We start from the raw sequence: 15,708 nt of genomic DNA on the forward strand, positions 1-15,708 counted from the left end.
CACAACGGAATTCCTTTGTGAGTAAACAATCGTTGAAGATTCTGGTCATCGGCCCCTCCTGGGTAGGGGATATGGTGATGGCGCAAACCCTGTTTATGACGCTTGCCGAACAGTACCCCGGCTGCGTTATCGATGTGCTGGCGCCGGCCTGGTCTCGCCCCTTGCTCGAGCGGATGCCCCAGGTACGTTGCGCGATTGATATGCCCCTTGGCCACGGCGCGCTGCAGTTGTCTGTGCGCCGCAAGCTGGGTCTGGAGCTGCGCGAAGAGAGCTACGACTGGGCCATTACGTTACCCAACTCCCTGAAGTCTGCGCTGGTGGCGACCTGGGCCCGAATTCCTCGTCGCAGTGGGTGGCGGGGAGAGATGCGCTATGGCTTGCTGAATGATTTGCGAGTGCTGGACAAACAACGTTACCCGTTGATGATCGAGCGTTTTATTGCCCTCGGCCTGGATGCGGGTGCCGCTATGCCTGCGGTGTTACCCTCGCCCCGGCTGGAGATCGATCCGGCTCAGCGTGAGTTGGCGCTGGATCAGTTGGGTTTGCAGGTCGAGAGTCCCATTCTGGTTCTGTGCCCTGGAGCGGAGTTCGGGGAGGCAAAGCGCTGGCCCGAGAAGTCGTATGCCGAGGTGGCCACTGAGAAACTCTCCCAGGGCTGGCAGGTGTGGATTCTGGGTTCGGAAAAAGACCGTGACGGTTGCGAGCGTATTCGCGGCGAGCTGCCTGTAGCACTACAGGCCGAATGCAAGAATCTGGCGGGCGAGACGGCGCTGGCCCAAGCCGTGGACCTGATGTCACTCGCCTCGGCGGTGGTGAGCAATGATTCGGGGTTGATGCATATTGCCGCTGCCCTGCATCGCCCGTTGGCGGTGGTGTATGGCTCAACGTCGGCAGAATTTACGCCGCCATTAAATTCAAACCATGAGGTTGTGTCGTTGGCACTGGATTGCAGTCCCTGTTTTAAACGCGATTGCCCGTTGGGTCATACCCATTGTCTCAAACAACTGCCTGCTTCCAGGGTGTTGGCGGCGCTGGATCGCCTTGCCGTGATTGAGCAGGGCGCCGAGGTGCAATCGTGAGGATACTGCTGGTTAAAACCTCGTCGATGGGTGATGTGATCCATGCACTACCTGCACTCACCGACGCCCAGGAACGTTTCCCCTTTCTCAGGGTGGACTGGGTGGTCGAAGAGGGTTTTGCCGAGATCCCGTCGTGGCACCCAATGGTCGACCGGGTGATTCCTGTATCGATCCGCCGATGGCGCAAACAGCCTCTGCGGAGTATTTTTTCGGGCCAGGTAAAAGCCTTTCGTAATGAGATCGCGCGTGAGCGTTATGATGCGGTTATCGACGCCCAGGGGCTGTTGAAAAGCGCGTGGATCACCCGCCAGGCCCGGGGTGTTACTTTCGGCTATGATCGAAATTCGATCCGTGAGCCCCTGGCGTCCTGCTGTTATCGGCGCCGCCTTGGGGTGCCCAGGGATCAGCATGCGGTGGAGCGCATCCGCCAGCTGTTTGCCCAGGCCCTGGACTATCCCCTGCCCGAAACCCGGGGTGATTTTGGCCTGCAGCGGGATCGGTTCATGCCGGAGGTCGTCAAGGCGGAGAAGCCCTATGTGGTATTCCTTCACGGTACGACTCGCGATGACAAGCACTGGCCCGAGCCCTATTGGCAGACTCTGTGCGGTATGCTCGCTCACCGAGGCTACGAAATTCGCTTACCCTGGGGGAATGAGCGCGAGCGTGCGAGGGCGGAGGCCATTGCCCGAATCTCCCCTGCCGCAACGGTGTTACCCAAACTTAATATCGCCGGAGTCGCGGCGCAGCTAGCCGGTGCTTGCGGTGCGGTCGCGGTCGATACCGGGTTGGGGCATCTGGCGGCAGCGTTGGCGGTGCCGACGGTGTCCCTGTATGGGCCAACCTCCCCCGGCCTGATCGGTGCCTACGGTGACCATCAGCTGCATCTATGCGCGAGCGATTATACCGAGATCCCCCGAAACGGCTCCGGCAAGGCGGTTGAGCCAGCGATTTTTGCGCCGTTGCATCCAGCGCTGGTGAAGCTGGCGCTACTGGATCTGATGTAATATGTGCGGTTCCCCAACGAGACAGGTATAGCAGGCACTATGAAACTGGCCTTTGTGCTATTTAAATACTTCCCCTACGGCGGTCTGCAGCGCGATTTTCTGCGCATCGCCAGCCTGTGTCAGCAACGCGGGCACAGCGTCCGGGTCTACACCATGGAGTGGCAGGGGGAGTGCCCTCCCGGGTTTGATCTGCGTACGGTCTCTGTTAAATCGCTGTCGGCGCACCGGCGCAACGAATCCTTTCAGCGCAAAGTCATGTATTCGATCGCGCAGGAGCCCGTTGACGCAGTGGTAGGGTTTAACAAGATGGCGGGGCTGGATCTCTATTATGCGGCAGACCCCTGTTATGAAGACAAGGCCCTGACCCAGCGCTCGGCCCTCTATCGGCTGGGTGCCCGCTACCGTCATTTTCATGAGGCCGAACGTGCGGTATTTGGGGTCGATAGCAACACCGAGATTCTGATGATTTCGGAGGTGCAAAAACCGCTTTTTCAGCGACATTTCGACACCCCGGAGGAGCGTTTTCACCTGTTGCCTCCGGGCATCTCCCGGGACCGGTGCGCACCAGAGAATGCGGCCGAGTTAAGGGCGGCTTTCCGCGCCGAGTACGGGCTTGGAGAGGAGGATCGATTGCTGTTGATGGTCGGGTCCGGGTTCAAAACCAAAGGGCTTGATCGAGCGCTTTATGCCATGGCGTCATTACCTCTCGAACTGCGTTCCCGCACCCGCTTTATGGTCATAGGGCAGGACAATTTCAGCGCCTTCGAGCGTCTCGCCAAACGCTTGAAAATAGAGGCTCAGGTGGACTTCCTGCCGGGCCGTGACGATATACCGAGATTTATGCTCGGTGCCGACCTGTTGGTTCACCCAGCCTACAATGAAAACACGGGCACCGTATTGCTGGAGGCGGTGGTCGCCGGCTTGCCGGTACTGGTGACCGATGTGTGCGGTTATGCCCACTATGTGGAGGTGGCCGGTGCCGGCCAGCTACTGGAATCGCCGTTCGAGCAGGCGGATATGAACCACAAGCTGGAAGCGATGCTGGTCTCGCCCCATCGGGACAACTGGAAGCGCAATGCGCTGCGCTTTGCCGAACGCGCGGATATATTCAGTATGCCCGAGCGTGCAGCCGAGCTGATTGAGTGGGTAGGGAGTCGAGCGTGACCCTCTATTTGCGCGATGACTTTGCCAAGGCCTGGCGAGGGACAGACCCCTTCGAGCGGGTGGAGTCTTTGGAAGGGGAGGTGTTTCGCGAGCTTGAAGCACGCCGTACGCTTCGCTTCGAACAGGGAGGGTGCTCCTATTTTGCGAAAATTCATCGCGGCGTCGGTTGGTGGGAGATCATCGAAAACCTGCTGAGATGGCGTCTGCCGGTGCTGGGTGCGGAAAACGAGTGGCGCGCTATCGATCGCTTGCGGGGACTCGGGGTCGATACCATGACCGCGGTGGCCTATGGCAAGCGAGGAGTGAACCCGGCGCAGCAGCACTCCTTTATTGTGACCGAGGACCTGGTTAATACCCTCAGTCTTGAAGACCTGTGCCGCGACTGGCCTCAGCGCCCTCCCCCGGTTGCGCTTAAACGAGCATTGATAGAGCGTGTGGCCTGGATCTCGAGGCAGTTGCATGAAAACGGCATCAATCATCGGGATTACTACATCTGCCATTTTCTGCTGGATATCTCGGCGGGCCCTGAGTCGATCGACCCTGCCAACCTTAGATTATCGCTGATTGATCTCCATCGGGCCCAGCTGAGAAAGCGTACACCGGCTCGTTGGGTCGAGAAGGATCTTGCCGGGCTCTACTTTTCCGCCATGGAGATTGGCTTAACTCGGCGCGATCTACTGCGCTTCATACGTGGTTATTGCGATACCGACCTGCGCCAGGCACTGTCGGAGCGTAAGGCGCTCTGGTCACGGCTCCAGCGTAAGGCGGATAAATTGATGGCACGGATTAAACGCAAGGGTGACCAAATTCAATGAGTATTGAATGGACGATAACCGAGCCCTATCTGGGTACCGATGCAGCAGAAGCGTTCGCGACCCTGGATGAAGTGTTTGAGCTCGACGGAGAGATCGTCGCGGCAGACGATGAAAGCGCGACATTTCCCTATCGTGTTGGTGCGAAGCGGTATTACGTCAAGCGTTATCATAAAACCAAAGAGTTTCGCAGTTACCTCGGCATGAGTCGTATCGTCACCGAGTGGCGTAACCAGCAGCAGTTCGTTGCCTGGGGTCTTCCTGCTGCTCAAGTGGTGGCCTATGGTCAGCAGCGGCTATTGAGTAAAACCCAGCGTGGAGCGTTGATTACCGAGGCGCTGGAAAACACCCTTGATCTTGCCCAGATGGCAGAGATGGGTTCGCCTCTGTTGCAAAACAGGGGGTGGATGCGTTTGGTGCTGCGGCAGTTGGCCGATATTACGCGTGCCTTGCACGATCGACGTTTTGCCCATAATGATCTTAAATGGCGCAATATCCTTGTCAGCCAAAACCCGGATGCGCCGCGGTTGTATCTGATTGATTGTCCGGCGGGGCGACGATGGGTATGGCCCTTCCTCGAACACCGTATCGTCAAGGATCTGGCCTGCCTCGATAAGGTCGCCAAGTATCAACTAAGCCGCACCCAGCGCCTGGGCTTTTATTTGCACTATGTGGATCGCCCGCGGCTTACGGCTGCGGATCGGAAACGAATTGGCAAGATTTTGGCGTTTTTCGATGGTCGTGAGTAGGGATTTGCCGTAAACAGCTCATTCCGGTGACGATCGTTTTGTGTGCAGCGGGGCGAATAGCCTATAATGCGCAGCAATCCGCAGTGGGGCCTGGCCAGAACCCAGGTGTGTTGTACCCCCCTGTTCCAATAAGCCCGTCGCGCGTGCTGCGCAGGGTATTTCTGCTTTCCAAGTTACCGGCGCGGTAGCGTCTTCAAGATGAGGTTTTAAACGTGGCACTGACTATTTTGGGCCTTTCGGGATCGTTGAGTCATGATCCCTCCGCAGCGCTTTATATCGATGGCAAGCTGGTGGCGGCCGCCGAAGAGGAGCGCTTTCTCCGCGACAAGCATGCCAAGAACAAGATGCCGTTGGAGTCCACCAAGTTTTGCCTCGAGTTTGCGGGTCTCAAACCCTCCGATATCGATGTGGTAGCGGTACCCTTCGCCCCCATTAGTTTGTCTACGCCAGCGCGCTGGCACTATGCCAAGCGCTACTGGTATGCCCCTGACCGCGCCCTGGACGTGCTGTTTAACGGCAATCGTCGCTATCGTCGCTATGTTGGGCGTATTCGCGAGATGCTCGAATCCCTCGGTTTTGAGTGGGGGCAGTTTGAGTTTGACTCTGTTGAGCATCACCTTGCCCACGCCTCCAGTGCCTACCACCTCAGCGGCTTTGAAGAGAAGACGGCAATCATGGGGATCGATGGCAAGGGAGAGTACGCCACCACCTTCTTCGGTTATGGAGAAAACGGCAAGATCCATAAGATCAAAGAGTTCTACGATCCAGACTCGCTGGGCGGACTTTATGGTGCAATCACCGAGTACCTTGGTTTCGAGATGCTCGACGGTGAGTATAAAGTGATGGGTATGGCTCCCTATGGTGATGCCAGCAAATACGACCTCTCCCGTTTGATCGACTTCGATGGTAAGGATTTCCGGGTCAACACCGAGTACGCTAATGTCATTGGTCTGCGTCGCTACAAAGAGAAGGGCAAAGGCTTCTACTTTACCGACAAACTGATTGAGTGGCTGGGCCCCCGTCGTAAAGGCGATATCGCCGATGATCCCTATATCCACTACGCAGCCTCTATTCAGGCGTTGTATGAAGAAGTTGCCCTCAAGCTGATGGATCATTATCTGGGTGACATCATCAAGGAGACCGGCAAGATCGCTTTCTCGGGTGGTGGCGCGCTGAACGTGAAGTTGAACCAAAAAATTATTGCTCGTCCCGAGGTCAAGGAGCTATTTGTACAGCCAGCATCGGGTGACTCGGGTACGGCGGTGGGCGCAGCATCTTTCGCGTCCGAGCGTCGCGGTGTCAAGGTTGAGAAGATGGAGCACGTCTATCTTGGCCCCAGTTTCACCAATGAGCAGGTCATCGAAGCCTGTGAAGCGCACCCCGATAAGCCTAAATTCCGCAAGATTGATCATGTTCCCCAGCGCATTGCGAAGATACTGAACGAAGGTAATCCGGTTGCCTGGTTCCAGGGAAGAATGGAGTTTGGCCCACGCGCCCTGGGCGGGCGTAGTATCGTGGGTTGCCCGAGCATCAAAGGGGTCGCCGACCGCATCAACGAACAGATCAAGTTCCGTGAGCGCTGGCGCCCCTTCTGTCCCTCCATGATGGACCGGGTTGCCAAGGAGATGTTCAAGGTAGACCACCCCGCCCCCTATATGACGTTCACCTTCGAAGTAAAAGATGAGTGGAAGACCCGGGTGCCGGAAGTGGTTCATGAAGATGGTACCTCACGGGGCCAGGCGTTGGTGCGCGAGTACAATCCGCGCTACTACGAGCTGATGGAGGAGATGGAGAAACTGACCGGTAACGGTGTGGTGCTGAATACTTCCCTTAATCGTCGTGGTGAACCCGTAGTCTGCACCCCGACCGATGCCATGAACATGTTCTTCGGCTCGGACCTGCAGTTCCTGATTATGGAAGATATCCTGGTGGTGAAGGGTGACTTCGCCGCTGACCTGGATGAGCCTTTAGAGGCATAAAGCCTGCGCTGCCTGCCATCCCGCCCTTGGTGATGGCAGGTTTCTAGACCTATCGGGAGAGGCCTGTGGACCACCCGCTGATCAGCATTATCATTCCCTGTTATAACTACGGACGTCTGCTACCCCGGGCCGTGGCTTCAGTGTTTGCGCAAAACACCGATAACGCAGAGGTCCTGACGATCAATGATGGCTCCAGCGATGATTCGGCCGAGGTAATGACTCGCTTGCAGGAGCAGTACCCTGAGCTGCGGGTGATCGATCAGGAAAATGCGGGCGCAGCAGCTACTCGCAATCGTGGCGTCGATGAGTGTTCGGGCCGATTTCTGGTATTTCTTGATGCCGACGATGAACTGGATGCCAGCGCATTGGAGGCCGTTAGCCATGCAATTGAGCAGGCACCGGATGCGCGAGTAATTATTGGTGGTCACACTTCGGTGTCAGCGGATGGCCGCGAAAAATACCATCCGGTCTCCCCTGTCGCCGCGTCCGGCAGCCAGCGCTTTGCAGATTACCTCAACAAAAAACTCGCACTTTCCAATGGCGCCGTGTTTTTCCATCGCAGCGTGTTCGATAAAACCCGCTACCCGGAAGACTGTCGCAACAGTGAAGATATTCCCGTGTTTGCCCACGCGGTTGCCTTGTTTAATTGTGCCCAGGTTGATTGCTCGTTGGCGAAAATTCATAAACATGACGATAGCCTGCGGCACAATATGAGCTACGCCGACGATGTGGCGCTGAGAGTGGTTGATTATGTTTTTGACCCCTCCATTGTTCCTGCCGAATCCATGAAGTTGCGCAGGTCGTATCAGGCGCAGCGTTGCTTATCGCTGTTTCGAAGTTATTATCTGGCGAACGACCGGGCTAGAGCCAAAAAATACTACAGGCTCGCAGTGGAGGCGGATAAGCGCTCCCTGTTCAAATGGACCTATTTGCGAAAATTTCTACGGGTGTTAACTTCGCCTTCCTCGAAGAGTACTCGTTAGCTTGTTTACCCTCAAAGGGGTGATATGAACGTACTATTGCTCGTTATTGATCAGCAACGAATCAACTTGGACCAGTTTTACGGTGCCATCATTGAAGAGGCGGAGGCTGGTGAGGTTCGACGTCTATCCTCGGCAGAGCAGTCAAACTTGCGCCGTTATTTTTCAGCAAATGTTGATGTGGAGCGTTTCGACCGAATCGTGTTGATGCTGCGTTTTAAGCTCATTAGAAAACAGGTCAGGTTTTTAAGAGCTATCCCGAACCTGGTTCTTATCGAGCATGATGCCTGTCAGAATTATATGGAAGGTAAATATAAAGGTGAATTTTCCCACTTTTATAAAAAAATGCCCTGGGTTCGGGTGCTTGTATCGGGATTTAACGTCGCACAAAAATTGAAAGCTGAGGGGGTTGATGCTTGTTTTGTGCCCAAGGGGTATGACTCCGAAGCACTCTACAATTCAAAATCAAAGCGTGATATCGAACTGGGTTTTGTCGGAAGTCTTGCGCATGATGCTTATAAAGATCGACGCATACTATTGGAAGAACTATCCGCCAAAGAAGATCTGGTGATTGCTCGAACCAATACGAAAGAGAAATATCTAGCCGTATTGAATCGAATTGAAAAATTCGTCAGTGCAGATGCTGGCATTGGTGAGTATATGGCGAAAAACTTCGAGGCAATGGCTTGTGGATGTTTGCTTCTGGCTTGGGATCAGGGCGAAAGTGAAAACAAGGCTCTTGGTTTTGTTGATATGAAAAATGTGGTTCTCTACAGCGGGATCTCTGACCTGATGAATAAACTTTCTAAGTTGCGAGAGGATAACGTTCTTGCCCATTCTGTTGCAGATGCGGGGTCAGTGTTGGCAAGGGACTACTACGCATGGCCAGTGCTTGGAAAGCGGGCGGTAGAAGAAATGGCAAAGCCATTGAAAGAGAAACCTGATGAACAGTTTTGGTTTCTAGATTGGTTGAGACGTTAGGCTTGTTTTCAAAATAAACGGCTGCATTATTTTAACTGTTTCCGGATTGGTAGTGGGTTCGATCAAAAAGTATGCCTGTCATAGAAAAGGGAGATAGGGTGAGAGTTATAGGTACTGAAGATCAGCCGTTAGGGAGCGGGTCTGTCGTTGGTAAGGTATTTTCAATTTGGTTGGCTGCCGGATTATTTATTCTTGTGACGGGGATGTTCTTGGTAGAGTCTCGTCATTTGTACAAGAACTTGGTTTATCTTGGGATTGTAACTCCTGGCTTACTTTTGCTGTTCTTGCCTAAGGCGAGGCAGATAGCGATGACACGTCAATTCATAATGTTGTTAGTTTATCTGGCGTTTGTTGGTATTAGTGCCCTTTGGAGCAATGCCGAGGATGGGGTGCCGATCAAGCGGGTAGTCTATTTGCTGTGCGCAACGATATCGTTTACTTATCTTTTTTCGCATCACCGCACGCTATTTGAGAGGGTTGGATTTTTTGCTGTGGGTGTTTGTGCATTAGTGAGTGCCTATTGGATAGTTAGTTTTTATATTATCGAAGGGAATCCATGGCATCAGGGGTTTCAGTCGGATAGCGAAGATCATTATGGAACCTTTTATAACACACTACTAACAAGTCATGTGCTTGGCTTTATTTTTGTGTTTTATGCCGCCTACATAGTGTTATACGTTGATGGTATGAAGCAGCGCACGCTGTATCTGCTTATGAGTGTTCCTGTGCTAACGCTGTTGTTGTTAACAGGGAGTAGGACTCCATTAGTATCCGTCACCGGTGCTCTGTTGAGTATCGCATTGTACAATCTTAACCGACGTTCTTTGGTGGTTTTGCTGTTAGCGGGTTTGGTGGTCGCAGGAGGGCTGTTTCAATTCTGGGATGTTATTAGTGCTCGTGGCCTTTCATATAGACCTGAGATATGGCTGGGAACGTTGCAATTGATGCCCGGGAAGTGGCTGTTTGGCCATGGCTATGCAGCTCCTTTACTGGTATGGATCGATAGTTTGGGCAGGAGCTTTAACGATTCACACAATGTGATGTTGGGTGTGCTCTACTATTTTGGCTTCGTTGGGTTAATGCTTTTTATAAGTCTGTATGCTCGCGCTCTTTGGCTGGTGATAAAGGGGACTGCAGACAACGCTATGCTCTTGGTTGTGTTGGCTTATGGCCTGTTATCGGGCATGACCGACGGTGGTGGACTCCTGGCTCGACCGAATGAGCATTGGTTTAATATCTGGTTGCCGATTATGTTCTTTATCTGTGTCGATTACAGCAACGGGTGCCAGCAGCCCCCCATTGGTGAGGGGAGGGCTCATGCTGAAAGGTCTTGAACGCACTGTCAGGCGCTGGCTTCGAAAGCACAGGTCACGAACTCCAGAGAAGCTCGATCGAATTTATAGGCAGCAGGAAAAGTTCAGGGAGGTTTATCCCGACTACGAGATCGGTTTTGGAAGCTACGGGATTCCGCAGGTTCACGACTGGAATGAGGGAACCACTTTACGCATCGGTGCCTATTGTTCCATATCTTCGGGAGTGAACATTTTTTTAGGCGGACACCACCGTGCGGACTGGATTTCCAGTTATCCATTTCCAGCGTTTGTGCGCTCGGCGTCCCACATTGCCGACTACGGTGGCAGCAATGGCGATGTCGTCATTGGTAACGATGTATGGGTCTGTGCCAATGCCTCCATTCTCTCAGGGGTGACGGTCGGAGACGGAGCGGTTATTGCCAGCGGATCGCTGGTAACCAAGGATGTTCCACCTTACGCCGTTGTTGGAGGGAATCCTGCGAAGATTATTCGCTACCGATTTGATACTGATGTGATCGCACGTCTATTGGCACTCCAGTGGTGGAATTGGCCTTTTTCGGAGGTCGAGTCTGCGGCCGCTCTGCTCTGTAGTGATGATATCGAAAGTTTTCTGGCGTACGCAGAAACTAAATCCCTAGCCGAATAGCAGGCGACCAATACCCTTCAGTGTTTTCATGCGATATTCCCTTAAAGGGATCTGCTTCAGTAGTTCTCGGGCAAGGGGTTTGTCTTTTGGGGCGCATTTGACGAACATCGAGTTGAGAAACTTGTAGTAAGCCTGCCAGTAGTCCGGGTGATCGCTGAACTCCTCGTACGTTCTGAGTACATTATCAATCATATACCGGTAGTTTTTGTACGTGTTGTTGGGGTGAACTCGATAGTAGGCGAGGATATCGTTCATGTACCCAATGGGGTAACCCAGTGAGCTGATTTTCAGTTCGATATAAAGATCTTCGAGCTTTATCTCCGGATGAAATCCCCCTGCCTTTTCAAGTGCCTCTTTACGGAAAAATAGCGTCGGTGCGGGAGTCCCCTCTTTGCGCCCCAAAAGAACATCCTCAAAGTTAAGGCGGTCTTCACCGTTAACTTTTTGTCTGCTAAGGATGGTTCCATGCTCGTTGATCTTGAGCATATTGCCACCGCACAGGCCCAGGTCAGGATTGGCTTGCATGTGCGCAACCTGCTTTTCTATACGGTCCAGCATCATGATGTCATCGGAACCAAAGGTGATAATGTACTCACCTTTTGCGATTTCGATGCCTTTGTTCAGGGTGGCCGACAAGCCGATGTTGGCTTGTGCTTCAAAATAGAAGTTGTGCTGTTTTGCCAGCGCTGAGATAACCTCGACGCTGGCATCTTTTGAACCGTCATCGATCACGATAAGTTCAATAGCCGGGTAGGTTTGTCGCAGAATGCTGGATAGGCAGGCTTCAATATATTGAGCGTGGTTGTAGCAGGCGACAATAACGCTAACCAGGGGGGAAGATTCAGCCATCGAGTGAGTCCTTTAATTCCGTCAGCATGGTGTAGAGCGCGTCTGGCCAAGGTCGTGGGGACTCGGTCAGGGCCAGGGATAATTTTTGGGTGTCGAGGACCGAATACGCAGGCCGCTCTGCTGCAGTGGGGTATTCGGTAGTAGCTATTGAGTGAAGTGAGCAGTCGTTTTTTATAAGCCCAAGCTCTGTGGCTTGCTGAAAAACAGTGCGGGCAAACAGGTACCAGCTGGTCTCGCCCTGATTGCAAAAGTGGTAAGTACCATACAGTGAGGGGTCATTAATCGCTTTGTAGGAAAGGGCAATAACGGCATCGGCCAAATCACCGGCGGAGGTTGGACAACCCCGTTGATCGCCAACCACACGGAGCGATTCGCGTTCGTTCATAAGCCGTAACATGGTCTTGACGAAATTACCGCCATGGCGACTGAACACCCAGCTGGTGCGTACGATCAGGCTTTGGGGGTGAAGCTCGCGAACTAACTGCTCCCCCTCCAGTTTGGTTTGGCCGTATACGGATAGGGTTCGACAGGGGTCAGCCTCGCGATAAGGGGTTGTGTTGCTGCCGTCGAACACGAAGTCGGTGCTGATATGGGTGAGAGGGATGCCCAGACGGTCGCAGTGTTTGGCCAGTATGCCGGGGCCGGTGGCGTTGATCTTGTAAGCGTTTTCCTGATCGCTTTCTGCCTGGTCGACGGCGGTATAGGCCGCGGCATTTATTAGCAGGTCGGGTCGGTGCCGGGTCAGGCAGGATGCAACGTCTGTATCGCTGGAGATGTCGAGCAGCTCCCGGTCACAGACCAACAACTCAACGCCTGACCGGGTGTTCAAGCGCTCTTGCAATGATCTGCCGAGCTGGCCCCTGGCTCCGGTAATCAGTATTTTCATTGGGTATAGAGCGGTAGTTGTGAGGGTTCCAGCTGATCCAGTTGCCCCCAGTGTTGGTCTTTATCGGAAATGATCGCTTTCTCCGCCGCAGGCCAGGCAATAGCAAGGAGGCTGTCGTTCCATGCGATGCCTCCCTCGTCTTCGGGGTGGTAATAATCGGTGCATTTATACTCAAAATCGGCGACATCGGAAATCACCTGAAAGCCGTGGGCATAGCCGGGCGGAATATACAGCTGCCTGGCATTATCATCGCTAAGCTCGACACCGTACCACTGCCCGAAGTGGGGTGAGCCGGGGCGTACGTCGGCGACGACATCGTATACGCTGCCGCGGGAAACCCGCACCAGTTTTCCCTGAGGGTAATGAAACTGGAAGTGCAGGCCCCGTAATACGTGCTGGCTCGATCGTGAGTGGTTATCCTGCACGAACTCGACATCGATGCCCGCTTCCCGGTAGCGTGCGGCGCTATAGCTTTCAAGGAAAAAGCCGCGATGATCGCCGAACAGGGTGGGCTCGATAAGGAGGACGCCGGGAAGCGGCGTGGAAATAGTTTTCATGATTGCTCCAGCAACGAGTTGAGGTAGGCGCCGTAGCCGCTTTTGAGCAGGGGTTGCGCATGGTCGCGCAGCTGTTGGTCATCGATCCAGCCCGCTCTCCAGGCCAGCTCCTCGGGCGCGGCAATCTTCATGCCTTGTCGCTTTTCAATGGTTTGCACAAATTGGGATGCTTCGAGTAGCGATTCGTGAGTGCCGGTATCAAGCCATGCCATACCGCGCCCCATCACCTGTACGTCCAGCTGCCCTTGTTGCAGGTAGTATTGATTTACGCTGGTAATTTCCAACTCGCCCCGAGCAGACGGCTTAATGGTGCGAGCTATATCCACTACGTGTTGATCATAAAAGTAGAGGCCAGTTACCGCGTATCGAGACTTGGGTTGAGAGGGTTTCTCCTCAATGCTGAGTGCTTGTCCCTGGGCATCAAAGTCGACCACGCCATAGCGTTCTGGGTCGTGCACGGGATAGGCAAAAACGGTCGCGCCATTGGGCTTGTCAGCAGCCGTCTGCAGCAGCTCGGCCAGGCCCTGACCGTAGTAGATGTTATCTCCGAGGATCAGGCAGCAGCTATCCTCGCCAATGAAGGTTTCCGCCAGAATAAAGGCTTGTGCGATGCCGTCAGGATTGGCTTGAACGCAGTACTCGAAATTCATTCCCCATTGGCTACCGTCCTTGAGCAGGTGTCGGAATAGCGGAGCATCGTGGGGTGTGGTAATGATCATGATGTCGCGGATACCCGCTTCCATCAAAGTACACAGCGGGTAGTAGATCATCGGTTTGTCGTAGACCGGCAGCAACTGTTTGGAGACTGCCAGGGTCAGTGGGTGCAATCGAGTGCCGGAGCCTCCCGCCAGAATGATCCCTTTCATGGGTGTTTCGCTCCCGTCTTGTTGGATAGACCCAGCCGATTGCCCTGATAGCTGCCATCGTGGATGCGGTCGCACCAAAGTTGATTATCCAGATACCATTGAACCGTCTTGCGCAGTCCGGTTTCAAAGGTTTCGCGAGGGGTCCAGCCGAGCTGCCGCTCTATATGGCTGGCATCGATCGCATAGCGCACGTCGTGGCCGGGGCGATCGGTAACGTGGGTGATCAGGTCTCGATACTGCCCTACACCGGAGGGCTTCGCTGGGTGTAGTTCCTCCAGCAAACTGCACAGCGTGTGGACCACCTCGAGATTGGTCTTCTCGTTATGCCCGCCGATATTGTAGGTTTCGCCAAGGGCGCCTTTTGTGACCACCTCGAGTAATGCGCGAGCGTGGTCATCGACATAGAGCCAGTCCCGTACCTGTTGACCGTTGCCGTAGATGGGTAAGGGTTTTCCTGCCAGAGCGTTACCGATCATCAGCGGAATTAGTTTCTCTGGAAACTGGCACGGGCCGTAGTTATTGGAGCAGTTGCTGACAAGCGTGGGCAGGCCGAAGGTTTCGTGCCAGGCCCTGACTAAATGGTCGGAGCTGGCTTTGGATGCAGAGTAGGGAGAGTTGGGTTGGTAGGGGCTCTGTTCGGTAAAGAGTCCGGTGGATCCCAGTGTGCCGTAAACTTCGTCGGTGGATATATGGTGAAAGCGAAAACCGGTAGGGGCATTGCCGCTGCCCATAAATTCTCGAGCGCATTCGAGAAGCGTGTAAGTGCCGACAATGTTGGTCTGGATAAAATCGCCGGGCCCATCGATTGAACGGTCGACGTGGGATTCGGCCGCCAGGTGCATAATTGCATCGGGTTGGAACCGGTTTACCTGTTGCTGAACGGCGGCACGATCGCAAATATCGGTGCAGGAAAATGCATAGTTGGGGTGGTCTTCGATATCCGTCAGGTTGTCGAGGTTGCCGGCATAGGTCAGCTTGTCGATGTTGAGTACCTGGTGCACCCCCTCCGCTATGATGATGCGAATAAGAGCAGAACCGATAAAGCCTGCGCCGCCAGTGATCAATAGCTTCATTGTGCCAGTCCCAGAGCATGCGCAAGTGCGCTAGTCATTCGTTTATGTGGTCGTTTGCACGCCTTGACGTAGCTGTCGAGCAGTAGTTGTCCCAGGGGGCCGCCGGTGTGTAGGCTGTTGCGGTCATCGTCGCCCTTTATGAGGTGTGAAAAGTTGCGCCGGCGCAGGCGGGTACTGAGTGGGCTCTGCTGAATTTTCATGTCCGAGATATCGATAAGGCCCAGTTCGCCGTCGGGGGTGAGGACGATGTTACCCAGATGTATTGAACGGAAGTACACCCCTTTATCGTGCAGGTTGGCGAGAAGCTTGCCAAGCAGCGCGACCCGTTCATGGGGCATGGGTGATCTTTCGCTGCGGTAGAGTTCTCGCAAGGTGATGCCGGGTAACGGGTGGTAGTGCACGCAATTGCGCCGCGGCTCGATGGTGTCAAAGAGGTCAATCACCCTGACGGTGGGAATGCCAAGAGACTCAAGTTTTTTTGCGTTGTCGGCAAAGCGTTTGGCGTAGGGATAAAGCAGTGCCGATGAAAAAATTCGCTTGAGTCGAAACAGCTTCAAAAAGCTGCCATCGTTAAGCCGCAGAACCTTGATGCCATAGCCATCCTCCTCCAGCGTAGTGGAGAGATCGGTCATGGTCGACAGTTCAGATGAGTTGAGAGTTTTCATAGACACTTGAGGGGAGGAAATCAGGCGGCATTTTACCGCCATTGGGCGCGGAATCACAGGACTATGCTATCATGCGCCTACTTTGGTTGTGCTGTGTGGCACAGT

The 15,708-nt window shown here is 54.1% G+C and carries 16 protein-coding genes; 10 read left to right on the forward strand and 6 right to left on the reverse strand.

Features of this window, described 5'->3' with window-relative positions; all coding sequences use genetic code 11:
* Positions 1-17 precede the first annotated feature (17 nt).
* The 10 genes from waaF to ACP3PW_RS05955 all read left to right on the forward strand — a co-directional run bounded on the left by waaF (position 18) and on the right by ACP3PW_RS05955 (position 10,707).
* The gene (gene waaF, locus ACP3PW_RS05910; protein ID WP_426415750.1) at positions 18-1,079 is read left to right on the forward strand and encodes a lipopolysaccharide heptosyltransferase II; all 1,062 of its coding nucleotides are present in this window, start codon (positions 18-20) and stop codon (positions 1,077-1,079) included.
* A complete protein-coding gene (waaC, locus tag ACP3PW_RS05915) occupies positions 1,076-2,083 on the forward strand; it encodes a lipopolysaccharide heptosyltransferase I (RefSeq protein WP_426415751.1) in 1,008 nt (335 codons plus the stop codon). Before waaF ends, waaC begins: the two co-directional genes overlap by 4 nt.
* Before the next feature lie 39 nt (positions 2,084-2,122).
* Positions 2,123-3,247, forward strand: coding sequence for a glycosyltransferase family 4 protein (locus tag ACP3PW_RS05920; RefSeq protein ID WP_426415752.1), 1,125 nt, complete (start codon positions 2,123-2,125; stop codon positions 3,245-3,247).
* Positions 3,244-4,062 carry a lipopolysaccharide core heptose(I) kinase RfaP gene (gene rfaP / locus ACP3PW_RS05925; protein WP_426415753.1) on the forward strand — a complete coding sequence of 273 codons (819 nt, stop codon included), beginning with the start codon at positions 3,244-3,246 and terminating at the stop codon, positions 4,060-4,062. Before ACP3PW_RS05920 ends, rfaP begins: the two co-directional genes overlap by 4 nt.
* Positions 4,059-4,808, forward strand: a complete 750-nt coding sequence (locus ACP3PW_RS05930; RefSeq protein ID WP_426415754.1) for a lipopolysaccharide kinase InaA family protein — start codon at positions 4,059-4,061, stop codon at positions 4,806-4,808. The genes rfaP and ACP3PW_RS05930 overlap by 4 nt, the downstream gene beginning before the upstream one ends.
* Before the next feature lie 212 nt (positions 4,809-5,020).
* The gene (locus ACP3PW_RS05935) at positions 5,021-6,787 is read left to right on the forward strand and encodes a carbamoyltransferase family protein (RefSeq protein ID WP_426415755.1); all 1,767 of its coding nucleotides are present in this window, start codon (positions 5,021-5,023) and stop codon (positions 6,785-6,787) included.
* A gap of 65 nt (positions 6,788-6,852) precedes the next feature.
* Entirely contained in the window at positions 6,853-7,770 is a 918-nt protein-coding gene (locus ACP3PW_RS05940) for a glycosyltransferase family 2 protein (protein ID WP_426415756.1), read from the forward strand.
* 24 nt (positions 7,771-7,794) lie between these two features.
* Positions 7,795-8,748, forward strand: coding sequence for a glycosyltransferase (locus ACP3PW_RS05945; RefSeq protein ID WP_426415757.1), 954 nt, complete (start codon positions 7,795-7,797; stop codon positions 8,746-8,748).
* Between the two features lie 98 nt (positions 8,749-8,846).
* Complete coding sequence (locus ACP3PW_RS05950; RefSeq protein WP_426415758.1) at positions 8,847-10,082, forward strand: O-antigen ligase family protein; 1,236 nt, start codon at positions 8,847-8,849, stop codon at positions 10,080-10,082.
* Positions 10,066-10,707: a CatB-related O-acetyltransferase gene (locus tag ACP3PW_RS05955; RefSeq protein ID WP_426415759.1), complete on the forward strand. Its 642-nt coding sequence runs from the start codon at positions 10,066-10,068 to the stop codon at positions 10,705-10,707. The genes ACP3PW_RS05950 and ACP3PW_RS05955 overlap by 17 nt, the downstream gene beginning before the upstream one ends.
* Here the strand turns inward: ACP3PW_RS05955 and ACP3PW_RS05960 are convergent.
* The 6 genes from ACP3PW_RS05960 to ACP3PW_RS05985 are packed head-to-tail and all read right to left on the reverse strand — an operon-like array spanning position 10,696 to position 15,603.
* Positions 10,696-11,556, reverse strand: a complete 861-nt coding sequence (locus ACP3PW_RS05960; RefSeq protein ID WP_426415760.1) for a glycosyltransferase family 2 protein — start codon at positions 11,554-11,556, stop codon at positions 10,696-10,698. The genes ACP3PW_RS05955 and ACP3PW_RS05960 overlap by 12 nt on opposite strands.
* On the reverse strand, positions 11,549-12,442 hold the full coding sequence (gene rfbD / locus ACP3PW_RS05965; RefSeq protein ID WP_426415761.1) for a dTDP-4-dehydrorhamnose reductase: 894 nt from the start codon (positions 12,440-12,442) through the stop codon (positions 11,549-11,551). Before rfbD ends, ACP3PW_RS05960 begins: the two co-directional genes overlap by 8 nt.
* On the reverse strand, positions 12,439-12,999 hold the full coding sequence (gene rfbC / locus ACP3PW_RS05970; protein ID WP_426415762.1) for a dTDP-4-dehydrorhamnose 3,5-epimerase: 561 nt from the start codon (positions 12,997-12,999) through the stop codon (positions 12,439-12,441). The genes rfbD and rfbC overlap by 4 nt, the downstream gene beginning before the upstream one ends.
* Complete coding sequence (rfbA, locus tag ACP3PW_RS05975; protein WP_426415763.1) at positions 12,996-13,865, reverse strand: glucose-1-phosphate thymidylyltransferase RfbA; 870 nt, start codon at positions 13,863-13,865, stop codon at positions 12,996-12,998. The genes rfbC and rfbA overlap by 4 nt, the downstream gene beginning before the upstream one ends.
* Positions 13,862-14,938 (reverse strand): dTDP-glucose 4,6-dehydratase, encoded by a 1,077-nt coding sequence (gene rfbB / locus ACP3PW_RS05980; RefSeq protein WP_426415764.1) that lies wholly within the window; start codon positions 14,936-14,938, stop codon positions 13,862-13,864. Before rfbB ends, rfbA begins: the two co-directional genes overlap by 4 nt.
* The gene (locus tag ACP3PW_RS05985; protein ID WP_426415765.1) at positions 14,935-15,603 is read right to left on the reverse strand and encodes a toluene tolerance protein; all 669 of its coding nucleotides are present in this window, start codon (positions 15,601-15,603) and stop codon (positions 14,935-14,937) included. The genes rfbB and ACP3PW_RS05985 overlap by 4 nt, the downstream gene beginning before the upstream one ends.
* Between the last annotated feature and the right edge of the window lie 105 nt (positions 15,604-15,708).

It is taken from the genome of Aestuariirhabdus sp. LZHN29, assembly GCF_049985285.1.
Taxonomy (GTDB): Bacteria; Pseudomonadota; Gammaproteobacteria; order Pseudomonadales; family Aestuariirhabdaceae; genus Aestuariirhabdus.